The 23,575-nt window shown below is 71.4% G+C and carries 17 protein-coding genes; 9 read left to right on the top strand and 8 right to left on the bottom strand.

Annotation, left to right across the window (positions count from 1 at the left end):
* The first annotated feature begins 197 nt into the window (after positions 1-197).
* Positions 198-1,442: a helix-turn-helix domain-containing protein gene (locus ACZ5C2_RS11465; RefSeq protein WP_189909517.1), complete on the top strand. Its 1,245-nt coding sequence runs from the start codon at positions 198-200 to the stop codon at positions 1,440-1,442.
* A gap of 49 nt (positions 1,443-1,491) precedes the next feature.
* On the opposite strand, the gene cutA is transcribed toward ACZ5C2_RS11465, so the two are convergent.
* Entirely contained in the window at positions 1,492-1,818 is a 327-nt protein-coding gene (gene cutA / locus ACZ5C2_RS11460; RefSeq protein WP_189909516.1) for a divalent-cation tolerance protein CutA, read from the bottom strand.
* Positions 1,819-1,869: 51 nt separating this feature from the next.
* Between cutA and ACZ5C2_RS11455 the strand changes: the two genes are divergently transcribed.
* Positions 1,870-2,538: a hypothetical protein gene (locus ACZ5C2_RS11455; RefSeq protein WP_189909515.1), complete on the top strand. Its 669-nt coding sequence runs from the start codon at positions 1,870-1,872 to the stop codon at positions 2,536-2,538.
* Positions 2,539-3,096: 558 nt separating this feature from the next.
* On the opposite strand, the gene ACZ5C2_RS11450 is transcribed toward ACZ5C2_RS11455, so the two are convergent.
* On the bottom strand, positions 3,097-4,674 hold the full coding sequence (locus tag ACZ5C2_RS11450; protein ID WP_189909514.1) for a hypothetical protein: 1,578 nt from the start codon (positions 4,672-4,674) through the stop codon (positions 3,097-3,099).
* Positions 4,675-5,149: 475 nt separating this feature from the next.
* Here ACZ5C2_RS11450 and ACZ5C2_RS11445 point away from each other — a divergent pair, with 475 nt between their 5' ends.
* Entirely contained in the window at positions 5,150-6,658 is a 1,509-nt protein-coding gene (locus ACZ5C2_RS11445; protein WP_468789091.1) for a DUF4246 domain-containing protein, read from the top strand.
* A gap of 195 nt (positions 6,659-6,853) precedes the next feature.
* Here the strand turns inward: ACZ5C2_RS11445 and absR1 are convergent, their stop codons facing one another.
* Complete coding sequence (gene absR1, locus ACZ5C2_RS11440; RefSeq protein ID WP_468789089.1) at positions 6,854-7,939, bottom strand: beta-glucuronidase AbsR1; 1,086 nt, start codon at positions 7,937-7,939, stop codon at positions 6,854-6,856.
* A gap of 96 nt (positions 7,940-8,035) precedes the next feature.
* Between absR1 and ACZ5C2_RS11435 the strand changes: the two genes are divergently transcribed.
* On the top strand, positions 8,036-9,772 hold the full coding sequence (locus ACZ5C2_RS11435; protein WP_468789087.1) for a LuxR family transcriptional regulator AbsR2: 1,737 nt from the start codon (positions 8,036-8,038) through the stop codon (positions 9,770-9,772).
* A 226-nt stretch (positions 9,773-9,998) separates the two neighbouring features.
* Here the strand turns inward: ACZ5C2_RS11435 and ACZ5C2_RS11430 are convergent, their stop codons facing one another.
* Positions 9,999-12,566, bottom strand: a complete 2,568-nt coding sequence (locus tag ACZ5C2_RS11430) for a CHAT domain-containing protein (RefSeq protein WP_468789154.1) — start codon at positions 12,564-12,566, stop codon at positions 9,999-10,001.
* Positions 12,567-12,731: 165 nt separating this feature from the next.
* Between ACZ5C2_RS11430 and ACZ5C2_RS11425 the strand changes: the two genes are divergently transcribed.
* The 3 genes from ACZ5C2_RS11425 to ACZ5C2_RS11415 are packed head-to-tail and all read left to right on the top strand — an operon-like array spanning position 12,732 to position 15,261.
* Positions 12,732-14,162, top strand: coding sequence for a S8/S53 family peptidase (locus ACZ5C2_RS11425; RefSeq protein WP_468789085.1), 1,431 nt, complete (start codon positions 12,732-12,734; stop codon positions 14,160-14,162).
* A gap of 59 nt (positions 14,163-14,221) precedes the next feature.
* The gene (locus tag ACZ5C2_RS11420; protein ID WP_468789083.1) at positions 14,222-14,797 is read left to right on the top strand and encodes an RNA polymerase sigma factor; all 576 of its coding nucleotides are present in this window, start codon (positions 14,222-14,224) and stop codon (positions 14,795-14,797) included.
* 14 nt (positions 14,798-14,811) lie between these two features.
* Entirely contained in the window at positions 14,812-15,261 is a 450-nt protein-coding gene (locus ACZ5C2_RS11415; protein WP_468789152.1) for a hypothetical protein, read from the top strand.
* A 98-nt stretch (positions 15,262-15,359) separates the two neighbouring features.
* Here ACZ5C2_RS11415 and ACZ5C2_RS11410 read toward each other — a convergent pair whose 3' ends face one another.
* Complete coding sequence (locus tag ACZ5C2_RS11410; protein WP_468789081.1) at positions 15,360-16,157, bottom strand: N-formylglutamate amidohydrolase; 798 nt, start codon at positions 16,155-16,157, stop codon at positions 15,360-15,362.
* A gap of 85 nt (positions 16,158-16,242) precedes the next feature.
* Here ACZ5C2_RS11410 and ACZ5C2_RS11405 point away from each other — a divergent pair, with 85 nt between their 5' ends.
* A complete protein-coding gene (locus ACZ5C2_RS11405; RefSeq protein WP_468789079.1) occupies positions 16,243-16,605 on the top strand; it encodes a DUF5713 family protein in 363 nt (120 codons plus the stop codon).
* 76 nt (positions 16,606-16,681) lie between these two features.
* On the opposite strand, the gene ACZ5C2_RS11400 is transcribed toward ACZ5C2_RS11405, so the two are convergent.
* The 3 genes from ACZ5C2_RS11400 to ACZ5C2_RS11390 all read right to left on the bottom strand — a co-directional run bounded on the left by ACZ5C2_RS11400 (position 16,682) and on the right by ACZ5C2_RS11390 (position 21,389).
* Positions 16,682-18,901 (bottom strand): NADP-dependent isocitrate dehydrogenase, encoded by a 2,220-nt coding sequence (locus tag ACZ5C2_RS11400; protein ID WP_468789077.1) that lies wholly within the window; start codon positions 18,899-18,901, stop codon positions 16,682-16,684.
* 301 nt (positions 18,902-19,202) lie between these two features.
* Positions 19,203-20,300: a mechanosensitive ion channel family protein gene (locus ACZ5C2_RS11395; protein ID WP_468789075.1), complete on the bottom strand. Its 1,098-nt coding sequence runs from the start codon at positions 20,298-20,300 to the stop codon at positions 19,203-19,205.
* 189 nt (positions 20,301-20,489) lie between these two features.
* Positions 20,490-21,389, bottom strand: coding sequence for a lysylphosphatidylglycerol synthase transmembrane domain-containing protein (locus ACZ5C2_RS11390; protein ID WP_468789150.1), 900 nt, complete (start codon positions 21,387-21,389; stop codon positions 20,490-20,492).
* A gap of 171 nt (positions 21,390-21,560) precedes the next feature.
* On the opposite strand from ACZ5C2_RS11390, the gene ACZ5C2_RS11385 reads away from it, so the two are divergent.
* The gene (locus ACZ5C2_RS11385; protein WP_468789148.1) at positions 21,561-23,462 is read left to right on the top strand and encodes an ABC transporter ATP-binding protein; all 1,902 of its coding nucleotides are present in this window, start codon (positions 21,561-21,563) and stop codon (positions 23,460-23,462) included.
* The last annotated feature ends 113 nt before the right edge of the window (positions 23,463-23,575 follow it).

Here is a 23,575-nt window from a genome sequence, read left to right as displayed (position 1 = left end):
GCTGGCGGCGGTGGGCCCGCCGTCAGTCATCCGAGGGTGGGGAGGCGTTGCTGCCCGGTGCGTGGTCATGTGCCCATCGCACCGTGGTGTCGTGATCCGGAACAGGGGAAACCTGAGGGGGAAAACTTTGTCAAGGGGGGAAAGCGAGGGGGGAGTTGGGGTCAGGATTGGATTCCCCACCGATAGAGGTCACACTCATGGCAGCAGATCCGTTCGCCGAACTACTCCGTCAGCTGCGCCGTAACGCGGACCGATCGCAGGATGAGCAGGCGGATGCGATCAACGCGGCCTCGGGCCGGGCGACGGTGACCCGCCGAGAGGTCAGTCGGTACGAGAACGGTGAGAACGTCCCTACGAACCACACACTTGGGCACATCGCTGTGGCCTGCGGCGTCCCGTTGGAGCCGCTCCTGCGGGAGGCCAAGGCCGCCCGAGCCAGGCGGAGGAAGAAGGACGACGCTGAAGGGGAGGACCTGGACGACGTGAAGCGCCGAACGCTGCTGGGAGGCGCCGTCGTCGGCGCTGCTGCCGCTGCCGAGCCTTGGGGCCGACTCGCCTACGCGCTCAGCAAGGGAGCCAGGATCGACCCCGAGTCCGCGTCGGTGCTCATCGATCACGCGGCCGAGTTGCACGTGGACGAGCTGAGTGAAAGCGCACGCAGTTTGCAGAACCGGGTCGAGTCTCACCTCGACGCGATCACGGCGGCCCTTCCGCGCGCTGGCGGCCACGAGCGAGCGCTGACCATCGCGGCGGGGGAAACCGCGGCCCTTGCCGGATGGGTCGCCTGGGACCTGGGGGAACACGATAAGGCTGCTGCCTATTACCGGGTGACCTCGGAGTGCGCGAAGGAGGCCGGGCACCCGCCCTTGCGCGCCCTGGCGCTTGGCTACGCGAGCTACGGTGCCGCTACCCCGGGTAAGGCGCTGGAGATGCTGTCACAGGCGGCTCAGGATGTGCGGGGGCATGGCAACGCGACCGCTGCGGCGTGGGCATTGGGACGGTACGCGGAGGAAGCGGCTCAATCAGCTGACGAAGCCGGCGCTCTCCGGGCCTTGGAGCAGGCGAGATTCGCGTATGACTTCGCGGATCACACGAACGAGCAGGCGTGGGTCCGCTTCGTGACGCCGTACCGGATGGACTCACTGGCGCTTTCGGTATACGGCGAACTCAAGCGCCAAGAACTGACGGTCACAGCCGACTCCGCGGTCGAGCGCCTCGGTGAGGAACTGCCTGACTCTGGAGTGGTGGTCCTCGGTGACCTGGCGTCGGCACTTCTGCACGGCGGCGACGTAGACCGTGGGGTCTACGTCGCGCGCCAGTTCGCCGCAGCAGCGGAGTCAAAGCCGAACACCATGGGACGTCAGCGAGCGCAGAGCATCGCTGCCTGGCTCCCCGACACGGAGCGCGACCTGGCCGGCCACTTGTTGGCGTTCGCGTCGTGAGCCATCCGGCGAGCAGGCTCGGTGACGGTGAGACGCCGGGTGGCGTGCCCTACTGCGGGTGAGTCTCCTCGACCACCCAGGACAGGTACGCCTCCGATCCTCCGGTCACGGGCAGCGTGACCCACTGGGGGACGTCATACGGATGCTTCTCGTGCAGCCACGCCTCCAGTGCCGGGAGACGGTCCGATGAAGTCATGTACGAGATCCGCCACTCCTGCGCCGTCTCGACCTTCCCCTTCCACCAGTAGAAGGCGGTGATAGGCGCATCGATGTGAACGCCCGCTGCCAGCTTGCTCTCGACCGCACCCCGAGCCAGCGCCTTCGCCTGATCCTCGTTGTCACTGGTCGTCTGCGCGATCACAATTTCGTGGGCCATGCAACTACCTCTCCAGCTCGGGTACCGCGACCCTACCCAGCCGTCCAGCGCATGCCGACGGGCGGTCGTTACCAGTTGCAGACCTACGCGGAGCCGGACGAGGACGAATGCTGGACCGACCGCGAGGCACGGGACGCGGCCCTCCCCATGCCCGAGCCACCGTGCGCGGATCCGGCCTTCGCGGTGCTTGGCGTCAACAGCCGAGTGCCCGGGACACTGGTGGACCTGTGGCGCAGATGGCAGAGCGGGCCGGGCCGCCTCTGGGAAGGGGCGGGGACATGTGCATACCTCTCGGACGAGATCGTGCGAGGCATCCGCGGTAACGAGGTACCCGATCTCGTCGCCGAACAGCTACTGAGCCCGGCGAGCGGCCTTCCGTGCAGCCCGGCCGACGCAGAGCCGGACCTGCCCGAACGCGACCACGGTCCGGAAAGGCGGCCGGGCACCGTTCGGCCAGGCATCTTCGAGGACAACCCGGTCTTCGACCGGCGCCCTGTCACCCTCGATCACATCCGTGCGCTGCGCACGCTGGCGCCCCGTGCCGATGAGCTCGGCCTCGTATTCTCGGCGAGCGGAGGAGCAGAAGTGCTGCCTCTGGGTGCCATCGAGAGGCGGCTGACCAAGGGGTGGCTGGGCGTCCGCAGCGCAGGAGCCCGTCACCTGCCCGGTAGCGTGATCGGCCCGGAGGAGCCGGAAGCAGTCCCGAGCCGAGGCACGTGATGCCCAGCTGCACGGTCGCGGCCCGGGCGTCCACGATCCCCATGTCGCCGAAGGTCTGGGGCTTGACGAGTGCAGACGCCGAACCCTCCGCCAGACCTACGGCAACCGAAGATCCAAATTTGAATCTTCGCCTGCTTGCCCTGGCGCGCGGCGCGCACGACGTGCGGAGCCTGGACGCCGGATGGCCTGGCTGGCTACCGGTAGCGGTATGACACGGCCTGCTCACGGATGATTTGGGGACCAGCTCTGGGGACCAGTGCTCGGTGCATGGATCTGCCTTGCAGCGGCGCCCGTGGCAGAGGTCTGGGATAAGAGGGAATGCGCCCCAGGGTCGAAACATGGGGCGGTCAGCACAGATTGCTGCGCGAGACAGATCCGGATTCCGCGCTGCTCCACGGGCCTCGTGTCCAGTTCGCGCCCGGAACGGGCGTTCATCCGTCTATGAGCGTCCGCGTGACGGCATTGACGGACGTGCTTGGGTTGGGGACCATGTCTGGGGACCAGTGGTGGATACATGCATTGCTGCCGGCATGGTGGCACGGACTGCTGAGCTGCTGGCTACCCAGCGCGCCGGATGCTTGCCACGTTGGCTCCGGACTCGGTGCCGGCAGTGAGCGTGATGTGCCAACCATCCGCGGTACGGCGGTGTTCGGAGGCATACAGCGGAGGCAGAGTGCGCTGGACCGGGCCGATGGGGACGTCCTGGCCGAAGATCCTTATCTCGTAGGCGGGGTGGTTCTGCCTGAGCTGAACAGGCTGTGGCGCGGTGAACAGCCCTCGTATGGATTCGGTGTCATCGGCTTCCATGGTCACTGAAGTGACTACTTCATCGACCACTCCACCCGTCAGCAGTGTGTGGGCCTCGCGTATGGCACGAAGGTCTTCGGGGCTCGGGTCTTTGGGGACCATCAGAGTGGTCACCGCCAGCTGCTCGATGGCGACGAGCTGTTCGAGTACCCGCAGCACCGGCACCGCGCCGTCATGGCGCGGTGTGATGCGGAAGGGCGCGGGGTCGCTCACGGCGTGTCCCGCCAGGGTCATCTGAAGGCATCTTGCCGACTCCGCATAGGAAGCGAACCGGACGACATCCAGCCATTGCCCAGGCCGTAGCGCCTCGGGGACGTTCACATCGATCCTGATCGAGGACTCCCGCGTCGTGCGGTCCAGGCGAAGCCGGCAGGTGATCGCTCCTGTGGGGTCGGCTCCCAGGAGGGTTCCTCCATGAGAGCCGGAACGGATGGACGTCATGTGCAGCCCGAGCGCGGCGAGGCGTTTGCCTGCTGGGTCAGTAACGATCAACTGGGCCGGCAGGCCCCGGGGCTCGGGAACCGCTTCTAGGCGGACGCGGTCGGAGCCCTGCGGCGGTAGGAGCGAGGGCGGGCCGGACATCTGCACGTGGTGTGCCGGCAGCTCGATGGGGTCACCGTACCGTCGGCAGCGCTCGAATTCCGAAGCGGCGGACTCACCCTCCGGGGTGTCGGGGTCGGTGATGCTGAGCGCGATGTGGAGTGGCTGGTCGCGATCGGCTCCCGGATAGGCGGGGAGAACTTCAATGTCGGTGTGCGGCCCCGGGCCGGCGGTGATGCGGAAGGTGTAGTGCGGGTCCAGCTCGGCCAGGCGGTCGCACAGCTGTCGGAGCCGCGCGGCTGCGTCGGCCGCCGTGTCAATGGGCGAGATGTGACTCCGGGCGATCTCCTGAAGCAGGTGCCCCAGCTCCGCGTGATGGTCGGCGAAATAGAACCGGCGCACAGCCGGGTGCTCGGCCAGTCGGGCCTTGATCCAGGTGGCCCCGCGCCACGAAAGGGGGAACGAGAACCTCTGCTGAAGGCCGCTGAACCACTTCTCCTCGGTCGGGTTGAGGTCGATCGGCACGATGACGTCCCAGCTGACGGGGTTCAGCAGCGCGGCCCGACCCAAGGACTTCTCGACCTTGTCCCGACGCCCCTTTGTCATCCGGCCGGTGAAGGATTTCATCTCGAAGACGTGGAGCCCGTCGGGGGCCGTGAGCTGTGCGTCTCTGCCGCCATCGCCGCCTGATCCATCGACGCGCAGGAGCTGCGGGTGCATGCAGCTGAGTAGGACGGCGACGGCCTGTTCGTAGGCCCCTGGGTCCTTCGGCCACTCCACGTCACCCACGCCTGCCACCCTCCGAGGCCACGAGCCGACCTGGTCCATCCCTCACAGTAACGTCGGCCACTGACAGAGCCCCCGGAGCCGTCACAGCCGAGCGAGCGGTTATCGGCCCGAACTCGGCTGTGGGGCTGGACCTGGTCTGCGTTCTGGGGACCAGTTGGGGACCAAACGGCATGCGCGGTGTCGAACTTCATACCGCGAAGCGCACGGTATCTGCCCCTGAAATAGCCGGTTCATCCAGATAATCCCGGTAGCCCGCACTCCTGGGGGTCAAGGGGTCGCAGGTTCAAATCCTGTCGTCCCGACTGTGCGGAAACGCAGGTCGGAGGTCGTTCTCTCATCCGTGAGAGGGCGGCCTTTCGTGCGTGTGGGGAGCTGGTGGTCGGGGGTGGGGTCGCGGGCCCGGGAGAAGGCGGGTGTGTCAGTCTGCTGAGCTATCCTTCCCGCCACCGCACACCGACTGTAGGGACCACGAGAATTGACCGTCCTGTCTGCTTTCCCGCTGCCCTTTCACACCTCCCGGTCCATATCGTTCGCGGCACCCCGAACGCTGCGGGAACTTCAGATGATGCAGTGCAGCGCGCACATCCGCGCGAAGCCGGGGTGGTTCGACAAGATGAACGACGCCGGCATCGTCGCCAGGTGGACGCAGGAAGCGGTCGCCCAGGGCCTCACCGAAGCGCAGGTACGTTACGTGCTCGCCGAACTCGTGCACTACGCCGCGCTGCGGGACGGACGAACCGGCATCGAGGTGTCCGCCGTCGACGGGGTGTGGCAGTCGGACACCCTGGTCGAGGACCATCTCAGATCCCGGCTGCGCGAGGCGGTCCGGGTCCTGGAACAGATCCCCGAAGCAGAACAGGACTGGCATCCCGGATCCGGCAGGCAGGTACTGGATCTGGTTCATCCCTCACTGTTCTGCCTGGTGAGAGAGGTGAGCGGGGCGCCCGAGCGGGCTTGGCGGAACCCGACGGACCGCCACTCGACGTACGAGTTCTCGGAGAGATTCCAGTGGCTCCCCACGGACGTCGACGTCAGTGACGACGGCGATGTTGCCTTCCGTTCGTACGTGAACAACGTTCACCCCGAGAGGCATCACGCACTGGCCACCGTCCTGCCGGACGTGTTCTCGCGCATGCGCCCGCTGCTGGAGAACGTGCTCACCGATCTGCGTCATCCGCGGCCCCTGCGGATCGAGGCCGATCCCTTCGGGTGGTACGACGCGGAACCGGAGTGGCCGGACGAGTCTTCCTACAGTGATGCCGCGGCCTACACCGAAGCCCTCCGTGCATGGGAAGAGGCCCAGGACGACTGGTGGGAGAACCGCCGCCCGGCCGTCCCGGACGCCCCGGCCTTCACCCCGCCCGGGGCGCCCGACGACTTCGCCCGAGTCGACCTGCGCGGCCGCCGCCTTCAGGTCATCGTCAAGCTCGCCACCGTTCAACTCACCCCGGACAAGCCCGAGTACCCAGGCGGTTCCTGGCATGTCGAGGGGATGTTGAACGAGCGGATCGTCTCGACCGCCATCTACTACTGGGACAGCGAGAACATCACCGAAAGTCGGCTGAGTTTCCGGGCGGCACTCGACGACCCGCACTATGAACAGAACGACGACAACGGTCTGCGGGAGGTCTACGGCCTGGAGGACGAAGACGCACTGAACCAGATGCTGGGATCGGCATCGACGCCGGCGGGTCGCTGCCTGGCGTTCCCGAACATCCTGCAACACCGCGTCAGCCCGTTCAGCCTCATGGACCCCACCCGCCCGGGACACCGCAAGATTCTTGCGTTCTTCCTGGTCGACCCGTCGGAAAGAATCGTCTCGACTTCCGATGTGCCACCGCAGCAACCGTGGTCCGACACCTCGACCATGACGCTTGAACAGGCCAAGAGCTACCGCGAACAACTCATGCAGGAACGCAAGTTCTTCGTTGACGAACACAACGAGCAACTCTACGAACGAGAATTCTCCCTCTGTGAGCACTGAACGGCTTGACCCGCGCTCCTGGGGTGCAAGGCACTTCGGGGCCAAGGGGGCGCAGGTTCACATCCCGTCGTCCCGACGGCTGGTCCTGCCCGGCGCGCGTGGGCCGGGGAACGCCACCCTCCCCCGAAGGTGACGTCCCCCGGCCGCTCCCCCGGCGCCGGAAATGGCTCTGGTGTCCGCGGCCGGCCCGTGCCGTTACCAGCACATGACCGCAGTCTCGCCCGGCCCCCACGCGGAGTACAGGCGGATACGGACGTGATAGCGGCGGCCCTTGACGAGCCGGGCCCCGATCGCCGCGTCGCGACGCGTGCCCCCGTCGTCGTCGCCTGCGAGGAAACGGGGTTCCCCGTCCCGCTCCTCGAACAGCACGACGACCCGGTCGGCGTCGCCGAAGGTGCCCACCGTGTAGTCGCGGGTCTCCGGCGGGTCGACGAGGAAGTCCGCCTGCTCCCCGGGCCCCAGCCCCAGCGGCACCGAGCGGAACGGCACCAGCGAGGGCGGCGGTGTGGGCGGCGCCGGCGGATACCTGCGCAGTATGGATTCCTTGTCCGCCGGGGACAGGGTGCCCGGCGGATGCACACCCCCGCGGTACTGCTCCGGCTCAAGGATCAGCCCCGGCGGAAGCGCGGCGTGCATGATCGACTGCGGGTCCCAGAGGGAGCCGTTGGCCTCGTCCGGGCCGAGCCTGCGCAGGACGGTGTCGTACGTCCTGTCCCGGCTGAAGTGGTTCGGCGGGCACGCCAGTTCGGCGTACACGGCCTCGTCGTCCCAGTGGATGCCGGCGTACGGGCTCTGGTGCTCGTGCAGCATGCCGAGCGCGTGCCCGATCTGGTGCAGTGCCATCGCCCGTTCGCCCGGCACGGTCAGGTCCCAGCCGAAGTTCATGGTCCGCTCGTGCACACCGGTGCGCAGCGCGTCCCTGCCCACGGCCGACCAGGAGCCGTCACCGCACTGGAACCCGATGCGCAGCTCCGCCTCGGTGCGGTCACGGACCTCGGCGAACGTCAGCCCGAGACCGAGCCCTCGCCACTCCTCGAAGCACTCGCGCACCACATCCTGCTGCTCCTTGGCCCCGCCCCAGGCGACCCAGCGGGCCCGCCCGGTACCGGGTACGGCGATCCGGGAACCGGCCTTGTCGCCGTCGAAGAAGTAGTAGTGCAGCACCGTGCCGTTGACCCACAGCCGTCGCCCGCCGGTGAGCGCCCCGAGCCGCTCGGCGGCCAGGCCCGGCGGATACGCGGGGGCCGGCTGCCGGGGCAGCGAGCAGTGGCGAGCGGTCATGGACCACAGGCTGCCCTGCGATCCGGCCGGTGCGCCTGAGTCCGGGTCTCCTCAAGTGCCCCTGTATCAGGCTTGAGTATCCGCGCTCCTGTTCTCGTGACGAATGCGCGACGGTATGCCAACGGGCCGCAGGGGCCGCACGGGACGGTCACGACGACGCTCGGGCCGCCCTGGCCGTTCACCGGCCGGGAGGCCGAACTGGACCTCATACGACGGTCGCTGAGCGGCGCCGGGCGCGGCCTCGTGGTGACCGGGGCGGCCGGACGGGGCAAGACCCGGCTGGTCGCCGAGGCCCTCCGCGGCACCGACTGCGCCCGGGTCACCGGAACTCCGCAGAGCCGGCACCTCCCCTTCGCCGCCCTCGCCCCCCTGCTGCCCGAGCCCGTCACCCTGCACCGCGCGCTGCACCACCTCTCCGGGGTGCGGACGCTGCTGGTCGACGACGCCCATCTGCTCGACGACGCCTCCGCCGCGGTGCTCCACCAGCTCGCCGTGCACGCACGCACCCGGCTGCTGGTCGTCGTCGCCGACGACGGGGTGGTGCCGGCCGCCGTGTCCCGGCTGTGGACCGGGGAACTGCTGCCCCGCGTGGCCCTGGCACCGCTGCCCCGGGAGGAGACCGCGCGGCTGCTCTCGGCGGACGCGGACGACACCCCCGAGCCGCTCACCGTGAACCGGCTGCACCGCCTGTGCGACGGGGACCTGCGGTTGCTGCGCGAACTCGTGGACACCGTACGGGCGTCCGGTCTGCGCACCGGCGTCCAGGGCTCCTGGGCCTGGCGCGGCCCGGTGCCTCCGACCCCGGCGGTACGCCGACACACCGCCCCTCTCCTGGACCGTGCCGGCCCTGGGGTGCGCGAGACGCTCGACCGGCTCGCCTCCGCCGAACCCCTGCCGCTCGACGCGGACGAACTCGACCTCACCGCCCTGGAGCAGCTGGAGGCCGACGGCCTGATCGACGTCGACGGCCACGGCCGCGTCCGCCTGTCCCACCCCCTGCACGGCCCTGTGCTGCGCTCCGCCGCCGGCCGGTTGCGCACCCGCCGGCTCGCCCGCCCGCGCGAGGAGCGCGCCCTCGCCCTGGACGCCGAGGCGTCGGAGCTGGCGGAGCGGATCGAGCGTGCCGACGTCTCGGCGGCGCACGCACCGGTGGGCGACTGGCTCGTGGGGGAGGGGGCACCGGTCCCGGCCGGGTACGCGGCCCTGCGCGCCCGGTACGCACGGCTGCGGGGCGAGCTGCGGGAGGCGGCCGCCTGGGCCCGCGAGGGCCTGCGCACCGCCCCGGCCCACGATCCCTGCCGCACGGAACTCGCCCGCGCCGATGGGCTTCCCGTGGCGGAGGGCGATCCGTACGACGCGGTGCGCCTCGGCACCCCCGAGCGTGCCGGCGGGCGGCTCACCGGCGTCTTCGCCGACCACGCCGACGCCCTCGCCAGAGCCGACGGACCCGCCCTGGACCGGGTCGCGGGGGAGTTGGCCCAACGCGGTTTCCTGCTGTTCGCCGCCGAGGCGTACGCCCAGGCCGTGTCCGCGCACCGGGAACCACTCGCCGCCCGCACCGCCCGCACGCGTGCGGTCGCCGTGGCCCGCCGTTGCGAGGACGCGGGTACGCCTGCGCTGGCGGGGCTGGTGCTGGGTGAACTCACCGCTCGGCAGAGGCAGATCGTCGCGCTGGCCGCGGCGGGACTGAGTAATCGGCAGATAGCGGAACGCCTGACCCTGTCCGTCCGGACGGTCGGCAACCATCTGTACGGGGCGTATATGCGACTGGGTGCGCCGAGCCGGTCTCATCTGCCTCGTGTCACGGAGTCGCGGGAGGCGATGCCTGCCTGAACTGTCCGCCCAAGAACCCGGAGGGTTCTTCGGCGTGGTCGGCCGCGGGCCGTCGGTGGCTGGTCGCGCAGTTCCCCGCGCCCCTGGAGGCGGTCAGCTGCACCGATCTCGCGGGCGCGGGGCTGTGTCGATATGGCTCCGCCGCGTGGGCGCGAGCAACCACGCTGTACCCGCAGCCGCAGCCGCAGCCGCAGCCGCAGCCGCAGCCGCAGCCGCAGCCGCAGGTTCACGCCGCCCCGAAGGCGGTGAAGGCCCATCCTGTCGCCCGGTGCACCGCATCGCCCGGAAGGGCGGCGCGGGCGTCACGCAGGGCCTCCGCCAGGGAGAGGCCCGTGTCGAGGCCCTCGTGGAGGGCAAGCATCAGCGGCACGACCGCCGCGTCGTTGACCGGGGCGCTGCACGCCACCACCCCCGCCGTGCCCAGCGGCAGCAACGCCGTGACCAGCCCGAGGAGTTCATCCGCCCCCACCGTCGCGAACCGAGCCGTGTCGCAGCACGACAGGATGATCCGGTACGGACTGCGGTCCAGCCGCTCGAAATCGTGCACGATCAGCGGACCGTCCGCCATCCGCAGGGACGAGAACAGCGGCCCGTCCGCGCGGAACGCGCCGTGCGCGGCGATGTGCGCCAGCGCGGCACCGTCCAGCTCCGTCAGCACCCGCGGCACCGTCGCGTCCTCGTGCTCCAGGACCGTCGCACCGCCGTAGCGGCCGGCCAGTTCGACCACCTCCGCGCCGCCCGTGGCGAGGCCCGGACCGCGCACCAGCACCTGAATGCCCCCGCCTGGCGGCGCCGTCTCCCTGGCGCGCAGCCAGCTGCTCGCCGACGGCGACACGCTCAGCACCCGCTCCCGCAGGGAGGGCAGCAACGCCCACGGCACCCGGTGCAGCCTCCCCGGCGGCACGATCACCACCGGCCCGTCACCGAGATGCGCCGCGGCCGGACCCAGCAGCAGCTCCTCGAGCCGGCGGCCCGCCGCCTCCACCACCGGCAGCCGCGTCTGCGCCCCCGGATGGGCCAGCCGCCGCAGCCCCGCCTGCACGTGCTCGGCCTCGGTCTCGGCCGCCGCCAGCGGCCCCGCCTCGAACCGCCGCACCCTGCCCTGCCCGCACAACAGCACCTGCACCCGCCCGTCGAGCACGGCCAGCTCCACCAGCCGTACGTCCTCGCCCAGCCGCGCGAGCAGCCGGCCGACGTCGAAGCGGTCCCCGCCGTCGGGAGCCTCGCCCCGCATGTGCAGCGTGCGGGACCGGATCTCCCGCTCCAGGCGCCGCTGCTCCCGCTCCAGGGCCGGTACGGGCCTGCCCTCCATCCGGGCTTCCTCCGCGCGGGCGGCGATGACCCGGTAGGCGGTCATGTCGCTGAGCAGCGCGGGGTCGGCAGGAGGCCGGGTGGGCGGTGCGGACAGGGCGGTGGCCCGCCAGCGTTCGCTCCACACCAGCAGCCGCCGAGGCCCGCCCGAGACCAGGCTGGCCTTCTGCGCGAGGGCGGCCAGTTCCGCTCCCTGGGCGGTGGCCCGGGCCCGCAGCTCCGAGGCACCCAGCGTCATCCGGTGGTCGTCGAGCACGTCCAGGCCGCGCCGGCACGCCTCCAGAACCCCGCGCGGGGAACCGGCGGCCTGGGCGCGCAGCGCCTGCGCCGCCCAGCCCGTCATCCGCGCGAGCGGCGGCCCGCCGCGTCTGCTGCGCGTGGCGAGAGCCAGATGCCGCTCCGCGTCAGCCGTCCAGCCGAGGTCCAGCGCGATACGGCCCGCGAGCAGCGACGCCTCGGGCGCCGCCGGAGCGCCGAGCGCGAGCAGCCTCTCCGCCACCGCCGCCGCGTCCGCGACCAGCCGGCCCGAACCCCGCCCCGCCGCGTGCCGGGCGCCGATCAGCACCAGCCGCGCGTGCGCCTCCCACCAGGTGCGCCGCTGCCCCGTGAACAGCCGCACGGCCAGCGCCGCACGTGCGATCGCCGTCTGCGGCTCGTCCGCCAGCCGGGCCGCCCGCGCGGCGACCAGCAGCAGCTCGGCCTTGCGCGTCGACTGCCCGCCGATCCCGTCCAGCGCCCCGAGCGCCGTGTCCGCCTCGGCCAGCGCCTCCGCGGCCAGCCCAGCGGCCATGAGCACCTCACAGCGCCGGATGTTCAGCATGAACGTCGGTGTGCCCAGCTTGGCGTAGCGCTCCTCCGCCTCGTCGAGCAGCCGCAGCGCCGCCGGGACGTCGCCGGAGCGGAACGCCGCCAGGCCCCGGCTCTCCACGGCGTCCGCCTTGTCGTGCTCCTGGCCGGTGGTCTCCCACAGGGCCTCCGCCGCGGTGAAGTCGGCGTCCGCCCGGTCCACCGCGCCCAGCGCGAGATGGACCGTCGCCCTCAGCGTCAGCGCACGCGCCGTCCAGATCACGTCATCGGCCTGCCGCAGTACGGGAACCGCCCGCCGTACGTCCTCCAGCGCCTCCTTGTGATGGCCCAGCACCCAGTACGAGTACGCCCGCCGGAACAGCACCCGCGCGCGTGTGTGCCCACTGCCGCGCTCGACGCCCCGGCGCAGGGCGTCCAAGCCCTGCCGGGTGCGCCCCGCGTGCACCAGTGCGACCCCGAGGGTGGCGAGGACGTCCGCCTCCCGCTCGGCCGAGTCCGCGCGCGACGCCCAGGCCCGCGCCCGACGCAGATGGCTCAGGGCGAGCCGCATGTCGCCGAAGTCCCGCTGCCAGATGCCGATCACCTGGTGGGCGACGGAGGCGTGCAGCGGCGCGGGACGGCCGCCCAGGACCGTTTCCGCCCTCGCCAACGCCTCACCCGGGGCGGCGAACACCATCGGCAGCAGTTCCAGCACCGTGTCGCTTCCCGCTGTCACCCCACGATGGTAGTGGTCCGCAACCGCGTCCCACAGGCCCGACGTTGTATCAGACGACCGTCCCGCGACTCTGTATCACGACAGCTCCGCGGCCCCGGCCGCCGTCGCCCGAGTGGAGGACATGCCATGGCACCACAGCGATTCCGTGAGCAGTTCGCACAGATCCAGCGCTCCATGCCCGACGTTCCCCTGGCGATGGGGCCGGACGACGCGGGAGAGTTCCTCTACGAGAAGGGTGTCGTCCTCGCCCGCGACGGAGAAGAGGCCCGCGTCGTCGAGGACACCGTGCGGCAGCACTTCACCACCTTCGCCGGCCTCACTCCGGACCGTGTGCGCCGGGCGGGCCCGGAGACCAACCGCTCCGGCATCACCCGTATCCAGGTCGCCGACCCGGGCCAGGGCGACGGCAGCGGCGATCCGGCGGTCGCCGGCGCCCTGCGCGCGCTCTCGGCGACCGAGGGCCGTACCGGACGCCGTCTGGTCAGCCGCAACCACGTGGTGTCGATCGCCGTCAACGCCTGCCCCGGCGACGAGCCCGTACCCGTGGCGCCCGGCGCGGGGCCCAACCCGGCCGCTGCCGACGCCGCCCACGACCCGGACAGCGCCGTCGGAGTCCTCGTCATCGACACCGGCCTCATGCACGACCACCGTTCCTACCCGCTGCTCGCGCACACCCGGGGCGACGCCCAGGTCGCCGAGTGCGACGACGACGGAATCCTCCAGCAGTACTGCGGCCACGGCACGTTCATCGCCGGACTCGTCGCCGCCGTCGCCCCCAACACCGACATCACCGTCCGCGGCACGCTCAACGACGCCGGGGCCATCCTGGAGTCCGAGTTCGGCGAGAAGCTCTTCGAGGCCGTCGACGAAGGCGGCTGGCCCGACGTCATCAGCCTCTCCGCCGGCACCTCCAACGGCCGCACCGACGGGCTGCTCGGCGTCGACGCCTTCATGCGGGAACTGCGTGAGCAGCACACCCTGCTGGTCGCCGCAGCCGGCAACAACGGCAGCGCCACACCCTTCTGGCCCGCCGCGTACGCCGACCTCCCCGGCTACGAGAACGCCGTGCTGTCCGTCGGCGCGCTGCGCGGGGACGGCGAGTTCGGCGCCTGCTTCAGCAACCACGGCGGCTGGGTGAAGGCCTACGCCCCCGGCGAGCGTCTCACCAGCGCCCTCACCGGCTTCGACACGCCCGTCCCGTACGTCTACCAGCACTCCACCTACGACGCCTGCCGCTACGGCTTCACCTACGCCTGCACGTGCCTCCACCCGCGCCACACGGGGGTGCTGAGCGAGGACGGCGGCTCGGGCAAGCCGGACCAGGTGATGTTCGAGGGACTTGCCCAGTGGAGCGGGACCTCGTTCGCCACCCCCGTCGCGGTTGGCATGATCGCCGCCCAGATGACGGGACAGGCTCAGACCGACCCGCGCAAGGTGTGCCGTCAACTGATGGACGCGACGACCGAGTTCGCCGAAGTGCGCGGGGCGCACGTCCCCGCCCTCCTGCCGCCCACCTGGCGTCCCGTGCGGGTCTCACCGTCCTCCACGCGGGCATGAGGACCGGAGTCGTCCCCTCCGCGGCGTACGATGACGGGCCGTACACGAGGGGTGGGACCGTGGAGCGTAGGGAAGTCGGCGCGTTGGTCCGGTCCGCTGGCGACGGCGACGCGGCGGCCTGGAAGGCGATCGTGGAAGGGCTGGGCCCCCTGGTGTGGTCCGTGGTGCGCGCACACCGGGTCTCCGAGGCCGACGCTCACGAGGTCTACCAGACCGTGTGGTTCCGCTTCGCCCAGCACCTGGGGCGGATCCGGGAACCGGAGAAGGCGGCCTCCTGGCTGGCCAGTACCGCGCGGCACGAGTGCCTGAAGGTGCACAGGAACGCGCGCCGCCTGATCCTGACGGACGACCCGCAGCTGCTGGACCGGGTGAGCGAGGACGGCACGCCGGAGCAGTCGCTGCTGGAGACGGAGGAGGCGGCCGCACAGACCGAACGCGTGCGGCGGTTGTGGCAGGAGTTCGAGGAACTCGGCGAGCGGTGCAGGCAGTTGCTGCGCGTGCTGATCGCCTCGCCGCCGCCCAGTTATCAGGAGGTGTCCGCGGCGCTCGACATCGCGGTGGGCAGCATCGGACCACTGCGCCAGCGCTGTCTGCGCCGGCTGCGGGCCCGGCTCGAGGCACGGGGGACAACGTGAACGACATGACCGGTATGAACGACGACGAGGACTTCGGCAGCGGGCTGCTGGAGGAGGAACTCCGGCAGGCGGCAGCCGTCCTGGACCCGCTGCCTCCCGCCCTGCTGCAGATCGCGGTGGATGCCTACGCGCTGCACGACCTCGACGCCCGCGTGGCCGAGCTGACCTTCGACTCACGGGTCGATGCCGTCCCGGTCAGGGGTGCGACGGACGTGCCGCGCATGCTGACCTTCGACGCGGGCGAGGTGACGCTGGACGTCGAGGTGAGCGAGCAGGGCCTGATGGGCCAGGTGCTGCCGCCCCAGCCGGCCCGCATCGAGGTACTGCGCGGTCCGCAGCCGACCGCCGTCCTCACCGCCGACGACATGGGCCGTTTCACGGCCGACGCCACCCCCTCGGGCCCGTTCGCCCTGCGTCTGCGCACGGGCGACGACGTGGTCGTCACGGAGTGGCTGCGGACCTGACCCTTCCGGGGCGGGGACGGACGACACGCCGGGCCGGCGTCCCCTCCCGTGCGGGCGGGCGGGCGTGGCCCCGGGGCCGTACCGCCGCGGCGCCCGCGTCAGCGGGACGCCGCGTCGACGAGGGCGGCGAGTGCCGAGGCGAGCCCGGGCAGGCCCTCGCCCGCGGGACCGCCCGGTTCGGACATGTAGGTGTCACGGCGGATCTCCACCATCAGCGCCGACACCTGAGCCCGCTCCCCGTAGAACTCCAGCGGTACGTACGTCCCGGCGAACGGGCTGTCCAGCCCCGTCTCCCCGCACGGCGCGAACGCCTCGCGGGCCGCCTCCAGCAGCCCTGGCGGGGTGTGGAAGGAATCGGTGCCCAGACACACCTCCGGCCGGGGCCCCTCGGCGTGCAGTTCGTAGGGCAGCGGCGCGCTCGGATACGAGTGCACGTCGACGATCACGGCCCGCCCCGTCGCCGCGAGCCGGCCGGCGACCGCCTCCGTCATCGCCCGCGCGTACGGCCGGAAGTACCGCTCGACCAGCGGCCCGGCGTCGAACCCGTCGGGCCGCAGCACCTCCTTGTGCGTGGTTCGCGTGTAGACCGCGCCCATGCCGACGGACAGCATCTCCTCCCGCTCGTCCGGGAACCGCTCCGGATCGACGACCAGCCGCGACAGCCGGTTCACGAACCGCCACGGCGTGACGCCGGCCCGTCGGGCCGCCGCCTCGGCCATCGACGCGGTGTGCGCGTCCGTGATGTGGTCCAGCTCCCGCTCCAGCCCGGCGTCGTCCAGCACGATCCCGGACCGCACATCGGCCGGTATCTCCCGCGCCGAGTGCGGCACATGGAGGATCACGGGGGAGTCCGGGTCGCCGGGAAGGAACGCGAAGGACGGTGGGACGTCGGTCATACGGCTGCTCCGGAAGCGTTGTCGGTGGTGCACGGAAGGATCAAGGTGCCACACCCCACTGACAACGCCGACAACCGAGGACCTCATGCCGATCAGCAACGAGCACGTCGCCGCCCCCGCGTTCCTGCGGGTCCTGTACCGGGACGACTACTACCCCGACCACCTCGTGGACCGTGGCCGGGCCGTCCTGCTCACCCTGTGCGAACGCGTCGAGGCGGACCGGCCAGCGGACCTCGCCGCGCTCCGCGCCCTGACCCACGCCGCCACCGAGGAGTTCAACGTTCTCGCAGCCGCATGCGAGGCGGCCGTCGGCAGCGAGATCGAGACGGTGGCCCGGGAGGAGATCGCCGAGGAGTTCTGGTTCGTCGCCCGCGCCCGCGCCCGCGCCCGCGCCCACGGCTTCGCGGACGCCGGTGCCGAGGAGCTGATCGCCCCGCGCGAGTGGTGAGCCGCCCTGCCGGCGGTACGGCTCCGCCCCGGCCGGGCGCGAGGCCGGCCGGGGCGGAGGACGAGGGCTGCTCCCGTCAGCTCAGGGACGCCAGCGCCTCGTTCCACGTGGTGGACGGGCGCATGACCGCGGCGGCCTTGGCCGGGTCGGGCTGGTAGTAGCCGCCGATCTCGGCCGGCTTGCCCTGCACGGCGTTCAGCTCCTCGACGATCTTCGCCTCGTTGGCGGCGAGCGTCTCGGCGAGCGGGGCGAAGGCCTTCGCCAGGTCCGCGTCGTCGGTCTGCGCGGACAGCTCCTGCGCCCAGTACAGGGACAGGTAGAAGTGGCTGCCGCGGTTGTCGATGCCGCCAACGCGACGGGTCGGGGACTTGTCCTCGTTGAGGAAGGTCGCCGTGGCCCGGTCCAGCGTCGCGGCGAGGACCTTGGCGCGGCTGTTGCCCGTGGCCGCCGCGTAGTGCTCCAGCGACGGCACCAGCGCGAAGAACTCACCGAGCGAGTCCCAGCGCAGGTAGTTCTCCTTCACCAGCTGCTGCACGTGCTTCGGCGCCGAGCCGCCGGCACCCGTCTCGAACAGGCCGCCGCCCGCCATCAACGGGACCACCGACAGCATCTTGGCGCTGGTGCCCAGTTCCAGGATGGGGAACAGGTCGGTGAGGTAGTCGCGCAGCACGTTGCCGGTCACCGAGATGGTGTCCTCCCCGCGGCGGATGCGCTCCACCGACAGCTTGGTCGCCTCGACCGGGTTCAGAATGCGGATGTCCAGGCCCTCGGTGTCGTGCTCCGGCAGGTACTGCTTCACCTTGGCGATCAGGTTGGCGTCGTGCGCGCGGGTCTCGTCCAGCCAGAACACCGCCGGGTCGCCGGTGGCGCGGGCGCGGGTGACGGCCAGCTTCACCCAGTCGCGGATCGGGGCGTCCTTGGCCTGGCAGGCGCGGAAGATGTCACCGGCGGATACGGCCTGCTCGAGGATGGCGTCGCCGTTGCCGTCGACCAGCCGGACGGTACCCGTGGTGGGGATCTCGAAGGTCTTGTCGTGGCTGCCGTACTCCTCGGCCTTCTGCGCCATCAGACCGACGTTCGACACCGAGCCCATGGTGGACGGGTCGTAGGCGCCGTTGGCGCGGCAGTCGTCGATCACGGCCTGGTAGACGCCGGAGTAGCTGGAGTCCGGCAGGACGGCCAGCGTGTCGGCCTCCTGGCCGTCCGGGCCCCACATGTGACCGGAGGTGCGGATCATGGCCGGCATGGAGGCGTCGACGATGACGTCCGAGGGGACGTGCAGGTTGGTGATGCCCTTGTCGGAGTCGACCATCGCCAGCTCCGGGCCCTCGGCGAGTTCGGCGTCGAAGGACGCCTTGATCTCCGCGCCCTCGGGAAGGGCCTCCAGGCCCTTGTAGATGCCGCCCAGACCGTCGTTCGGGGTGAGGCCGGCCGCGGCGAGCTTGTCGCCGTACCGGGCGAACGTCTTCGGGAAGAAGGCGCGCACCACATGGCCGAAGACGATCGGGTCGGAGACCTTCATCATCGTGGCCTTGAGGTGCACCGAGAACAGCACACCCTCCTGCTTGGCGCGGGCGACCTGCGCGGTCAGGAACTCGCGCAGCGCGCCGACGCGCATCACGGAGGCGTCGACGACCTCGTCCTTGAGGACGGGTACGGACTCGCGCAGCACGGTGGTGGTGCCGTCGTCACCCTTGAGCTCGATGCGCAGCGCGCCGTCCTCGGCGATGACGGCCGACTTCTCGGTGGAGCGGAAGTCGTCCGCGTCCATGGTGGCGACGTTGGTCCTGGACTCGGCGGACCAGGCGCCCATACGGTGCGGGTGGTTCTTGGCGTAGTTCTTCACCGAGGCGGGGGCGCGACGGTCGGAGTTGCCCTCACGCAGGACCGGGTTCACGGCCGATCCCTTGATCTTGTCGTAGCGGGCGCGGATCTCGCGCTCCTCGTCGGTCTTCGGGTCGTCCGGGTAGTCCGGCAGCGCGTAGCCCTGGCTCTTGAGCTCGGCGACCGCGGCCTTGAGCTGCGGGATCGACGCCGAGACGTTCGGCAGCTTGATGATGTTGGCCGCGGGCGTCTTCGCCAGCTCACCGAGCTCGGCGAGGGCGTCCGGGATGCGCTGGTCCTCGGTCAGGTACTCCGGGAACACGGCGATGATGCGCCCGGCCAGCGAGATGTCACGCGTCTCCACGGTGACACCCGCCTGCGAGGCGTACGCCCGGACCACCGGCAGGAAGGAATACGTCGCCAGGGCCGGGGCCTCGTCAGTGTGCGTATAGATGATGGTCGAGTCAGTCACCGGGTGCTCCGCTCCACGTCTGCAACATTGCTCGACATCAAGATATCTTGTGACGGCCCCCGGCTCGACAGGGGTCCACGCCGAGTTCCGGGCAATCGCCCGCCACACGGTCATGGCGTCGCGGCGGGAGACCACCCGTCCGGCCTCCCGGACCACCTGTCCGGCCTCCCGGACCACCTGTCCGGCCTCCCGGACCACCTGTCCGGCCTCCCGGACCACCTGTCCGGCCTCCCGGACCACCTGTCCGGCCTCCCGGACCACCTGTCCGGCCCTTCGGACCACCTGTCCGGCCCCTCGGACCTCAGATCGGCCGGGCGGTGATCATGTCGTCCGGCGCGGACTGCGTGTCCCGCTGGTGGGGGAACGTCACCGTGCCCTGCTGGAGCGCCACCGTACGCGCGGGGGAGGGGATGCGGATGCCCTCCTCGCGGTAGCGGCGGTGCAGGCGCTTGATGAACTCGTGCTTGATCCGGTACTGGTCGCTGAACTCGCCCACGCCCAGGATCACGGTGAACCCGATACGGGAGTCCCCGAAGGTGTGGAAGCGGACCGCCGGATCGTGTTCCGGCACGGCGCCGGTGATCTCGGTCATCACCTCGGCGACGACCTCCATCGTCACCCGCTCCACCTGCTCCAGATCACTGTCGTACGACACCCCGGCCTGCACCAGGATCGTCAGCTGCCGCTCGGGGCGCATGAAGTTGGTCATGTTCGTCTTGGCGAGCTGGCCGTTCGGGATGACCACGAGGTTGTTGGACAGCGCGCGGACGGTCGTCTGACGCCAGTTGATGTCCTCGACATAGCCCTCCTCCCCGCTGCTCAGCCGGATGTAGTCACCCGGCTGCACGGTCTTGGATGCCAGGATGTGGATGCCGGCGAACAGGTTGGCGAGCGTGTCCTGCAGTGCCAGCGCCACCGCCAGACCGCCGACGCCGAGGGCGGTGAGCAGCGGGGCGATGGAGATGCCGAGCGTCTGCAGGCCCACCAGGAAGCCGATCGCCAGGACCAGGATCCTGGTGATGTTCATGAAGATGGTCGCCGACCCGGCGACACCGGAGCGGGCCTGGGTGACCGAGGCCACCAGCCCCGCCACCACCCGGGCGGCCGACACCGTCGCGGCGAAGATGACCAGCACGGTCAGCACCTGGTTGACGTTGTGCTGGACGGTCCGGGTCAGCGGCAGCGCCGCCGCCGCGGAGGCGACGCCGCCCGCGACCGCCGCCCACGGCGCGATCATGCGCAGCGCGTCCACGAGGACGTCGTCCCCGCGCCAGTTGGTGCGCTCCGCGAGCCGGCCCAGCCGGCGCAGCATCATCCGGAGCAGGAACGCCACCAGCAGGCCGGCGGCGAGGGCGATACCGGCGAACACCAGATCGTCCATGGTGAGCGAGCGGGTCACCGCTCACCTCCGGCGCATGCCCGGGCCGACGGGGATATGTGAGGTCGTGTCACGTGGTCACCTGCTCGAGTTCAACGGGATGTACGACGGGCCGGCCTTCCTGACCTGCGGTCGGCACGATCGCTCATCCTGCCGTATCCGAGGGGCAGTTCGTCCGGCGGGTCGGACCCCGACCAGCCCACCCCGCGGTCAGATCACCTTCAGCCGCACCAGCGCGCCCAGCGTCAACGCCCCCGGCAGCAGCGGCAGCCACACCGTGATGACCCGGAAGACCAGTACCACCGCCGTGGCCGGCGCGGCCGCCCCGCCCACCGCCACCAGCGCCACGACCAGCGCAGCCTCGACCGAGCCCAGCCCGCCCGGAGTGGGCACCAGCGCCACCGCGACCGTCGCCGCCAGGTATGCCACCGCCATGTGGGCGGGTGGCACCGACAGCCCGAACGCCGTCCCCACCAGCACCAACGCGGTCGCCTGCAGCGCGGGGAAGGCCAGCGCCCCGCCCCACAGCGCCAGTGCCCGGGAGGGCAGGGCATGCACCGACCGCGCCTCGCCCAGAGCCGTCCGCAGGAACGAACACACCACCGTCCGCACCCGCCGTACGGCCGCGAGCACGCCCACCGCGACGACCACCGCCGTGCCCGCCGCGAACAGCAGCGGACCGAACACCCCTGCAGGCAGCAGCGAGCCGAACCGCAGTGCGCCGGGGAACGCCACGAGAAGGGCGGCCAGCAGCCCCACCCGGCCGACGGACTCCGCCAGCAGATACAGCGCCAGGGCGGCCGAGGAGCGGGCCGGCGTCAGCCCGCACACCGCCATGAACCGCAGATTGACGGCGCTCGCGCCCAGGCCCGTCGGCAGCAGGTGGTTCGCCGCGCCCGCCGCGAACTGCGTGGCCAGGAGCCGCCGCCCGGGCAACCGTTCGACGACCGCTCCCTGCCGGGTGAACGAGGCCGCCACCCAGGTCAGACAGGTCACCCCCGCCGCGGCCAGCAGCCAGGGCCGGCGGGCGGTCGTCAGCAGGGCGAACCCCTCGGCCAGCACCGACCGGTGCCGCACCGCGACCACGGTCACGAGCAGCAGCGGCAGCACACACAGGATCCGGCGGAGCGTCCCCGTCACACCGGCCGAGCGTGTCCCCCGTAAGCCAACGCCGGGTTGCGGCGGCGCGGACGGCCGCCGGCCGGGAAAAGTCGGGTGGGGCGCGGCGGTGACGTCCTTGACCTCACTCATGGTCGAGGTTCTACCTTCGCACTCATGAGTATGGAGACCACAGCGTGGACACAGCTGCGCAGCGTCATGTCCGCCGAGGACGAGCACCGCCCCGTGACGGGGGAGACGCTGCGCCGTATCGCCGCCTTCGCCCGCCCGCACCGCCGCCGGCTCATCCTGTTCGTGCTGCTCGGCACGGCGACCGCCGCGCTCGCCGTCGCCACCCCGGTGCTCGCCGGACGGGTCGTGGACACCATCGTGTCCGGCGGCGACGCGGCCACGGTGGTCCGCCTGGCCCTGCTCATCGCGCTGATCGCGATCGTGGAGGCCGCCCTCGGCGTACTCGGCCGCAGACTGTCGGCGGCGCTCGGCGAGGAACTCATCCTCGATCTGCGCACAGCGGTGTTCGACCATGTACAACATATGCCCGTCGCGTTCTTCACACGCACCCGTACGGGAGCGCTGGTCTCCCGTCTCAACAACGACGTCATCGGCGCCCAGCGGGCCTTCAGCAACACCCTGTCGACCGTGGTCGGCAACGTGGTCACCCTGGTGCTCACCCTCGCCGTGATGCTCACCCTGTCCTGGCAGATCACCCTGCTGGCGCTGGTGCTGCTGCCGGTGTTCGTCATCCCGGCCCGGCGCATGGGCCGCCGCATGGCCGGGATGCAGCGCGAGGCCGCCGCCCTGAACGCGGCCATGGGCACCCGTATGACCGAACGGTTCTCCGCGCCCGGCGCCACGCTGGTGAAACTCTTCGGGCGTCCCGAGGAGGAGTCGGAGGAATTCGCGGTCCGTGCCCGCCGGGTCCGCGACATCGGCGTCCGCACGGCCACGGCCCAGACGGTGTTCATCACCGCGCTGACCCTGGTCTCCGCCCTCGCCCTGGCCCTGGTCTACGGCCTCGGCGGCCGGCTCGCCCTCAGCGGCGTGCTGGAGCCCGGCGCGGTGGTGGCGCTGGCGCTGCTGCTGACCCGGCTGTACGCGCCGCTCACCTCGCTGGCCGGGGCGCGGGTGGAGGTCATGAGCGCGCTGGTCAGTTTCGAGCGGGTCTTCGAGATCCTGGACCTCGAGCCCCTCATCCGGGAGAAGCCGGACGCACGCGAGGTGCCCGAGGGCCCGGTGGCCGTGGAGTTCGACGACGTCCGCTTCGGCTATCCGTCCGCCGACAAGGTCTCCCTGGCCTCCCTGGAGGAGGTCGCCACCCTCGACCCGCGCGGCGGCGAGGAGGTCCTGCACGGCATCTCCTTCCGCGCCGAACCGGGGCAGACCGTCGCCCTCGTGGGCTCCTCCGGCGCGGGCAAGTCGACCGTCGCCGGCCTGCTGCCGCGGCTGTACGACGTCGACTCCGGCGCCGTACGCGTGGGCGGCGTCGACGTCCGCGACCTGACCGCCGCCTCGCTGCGCGCCACCCTCGGCATGGTCACCCAGGACGGTCATCTCTTCCACGACACGGTCCGCGCCAACCTGTTGCTGGCCCGGCCGGACGCGAGCGAACCCGACCTGTGGGACGCCCTGCGCCGGTCGCGTCTGGAGCCCCTCGTACGGGCCCTGCCCGACGGACTGGACACGGTGGTCGGAGAACGCGGCTACCGGCTCTCCGGCGGCGAACGCCAACGCATGACGATCGCGCGGCTGCTGCTGGCCCGTCAGCGCGTCGTCATCCTCGACGAGGCCACCGCCCACCTGGACAACACCTCAGAGGCCGCCGTCCAGGAGGCGCTCGCCGAGGCGCTGGAGGAGAGGACGGCGGTCGTGATCGCGCACCGGCTGTCCACCGTCCGGGCCGCCGACCTGATCCTGGTGATCGAGGCGGGCCTGATCGTCGAGCGCGGTACACACGAGGAGCTGCTGGCCGCGGACGGCCGCTACGCGGAGCTGTACCGCACCCAGTTCGCCTCCGGGCCGGCCGAGCACGACCCGGACGGGCGTGGCGCGCCGGCGGCAGTGTAGAACCCCGAGCAGCAGAAGCGGGGGGGGGGGGGGGGGGGGGGGGGGGGGGGGGGGGGGGGGGGGGGGGGGGGGGGGGGGGGGGGGGGGGGGGGGGGGGGGGGGGGGGGGGGACG

It is taken from the genome of Streptomyces sp. NPDC031365 (genome assembly GCF_055569765.1).
The sequence above is the reverse complement of the archived record's forward strand: the minus strand, read 5'-3'. Positions and strand labels throughout refer to the sequence as shown.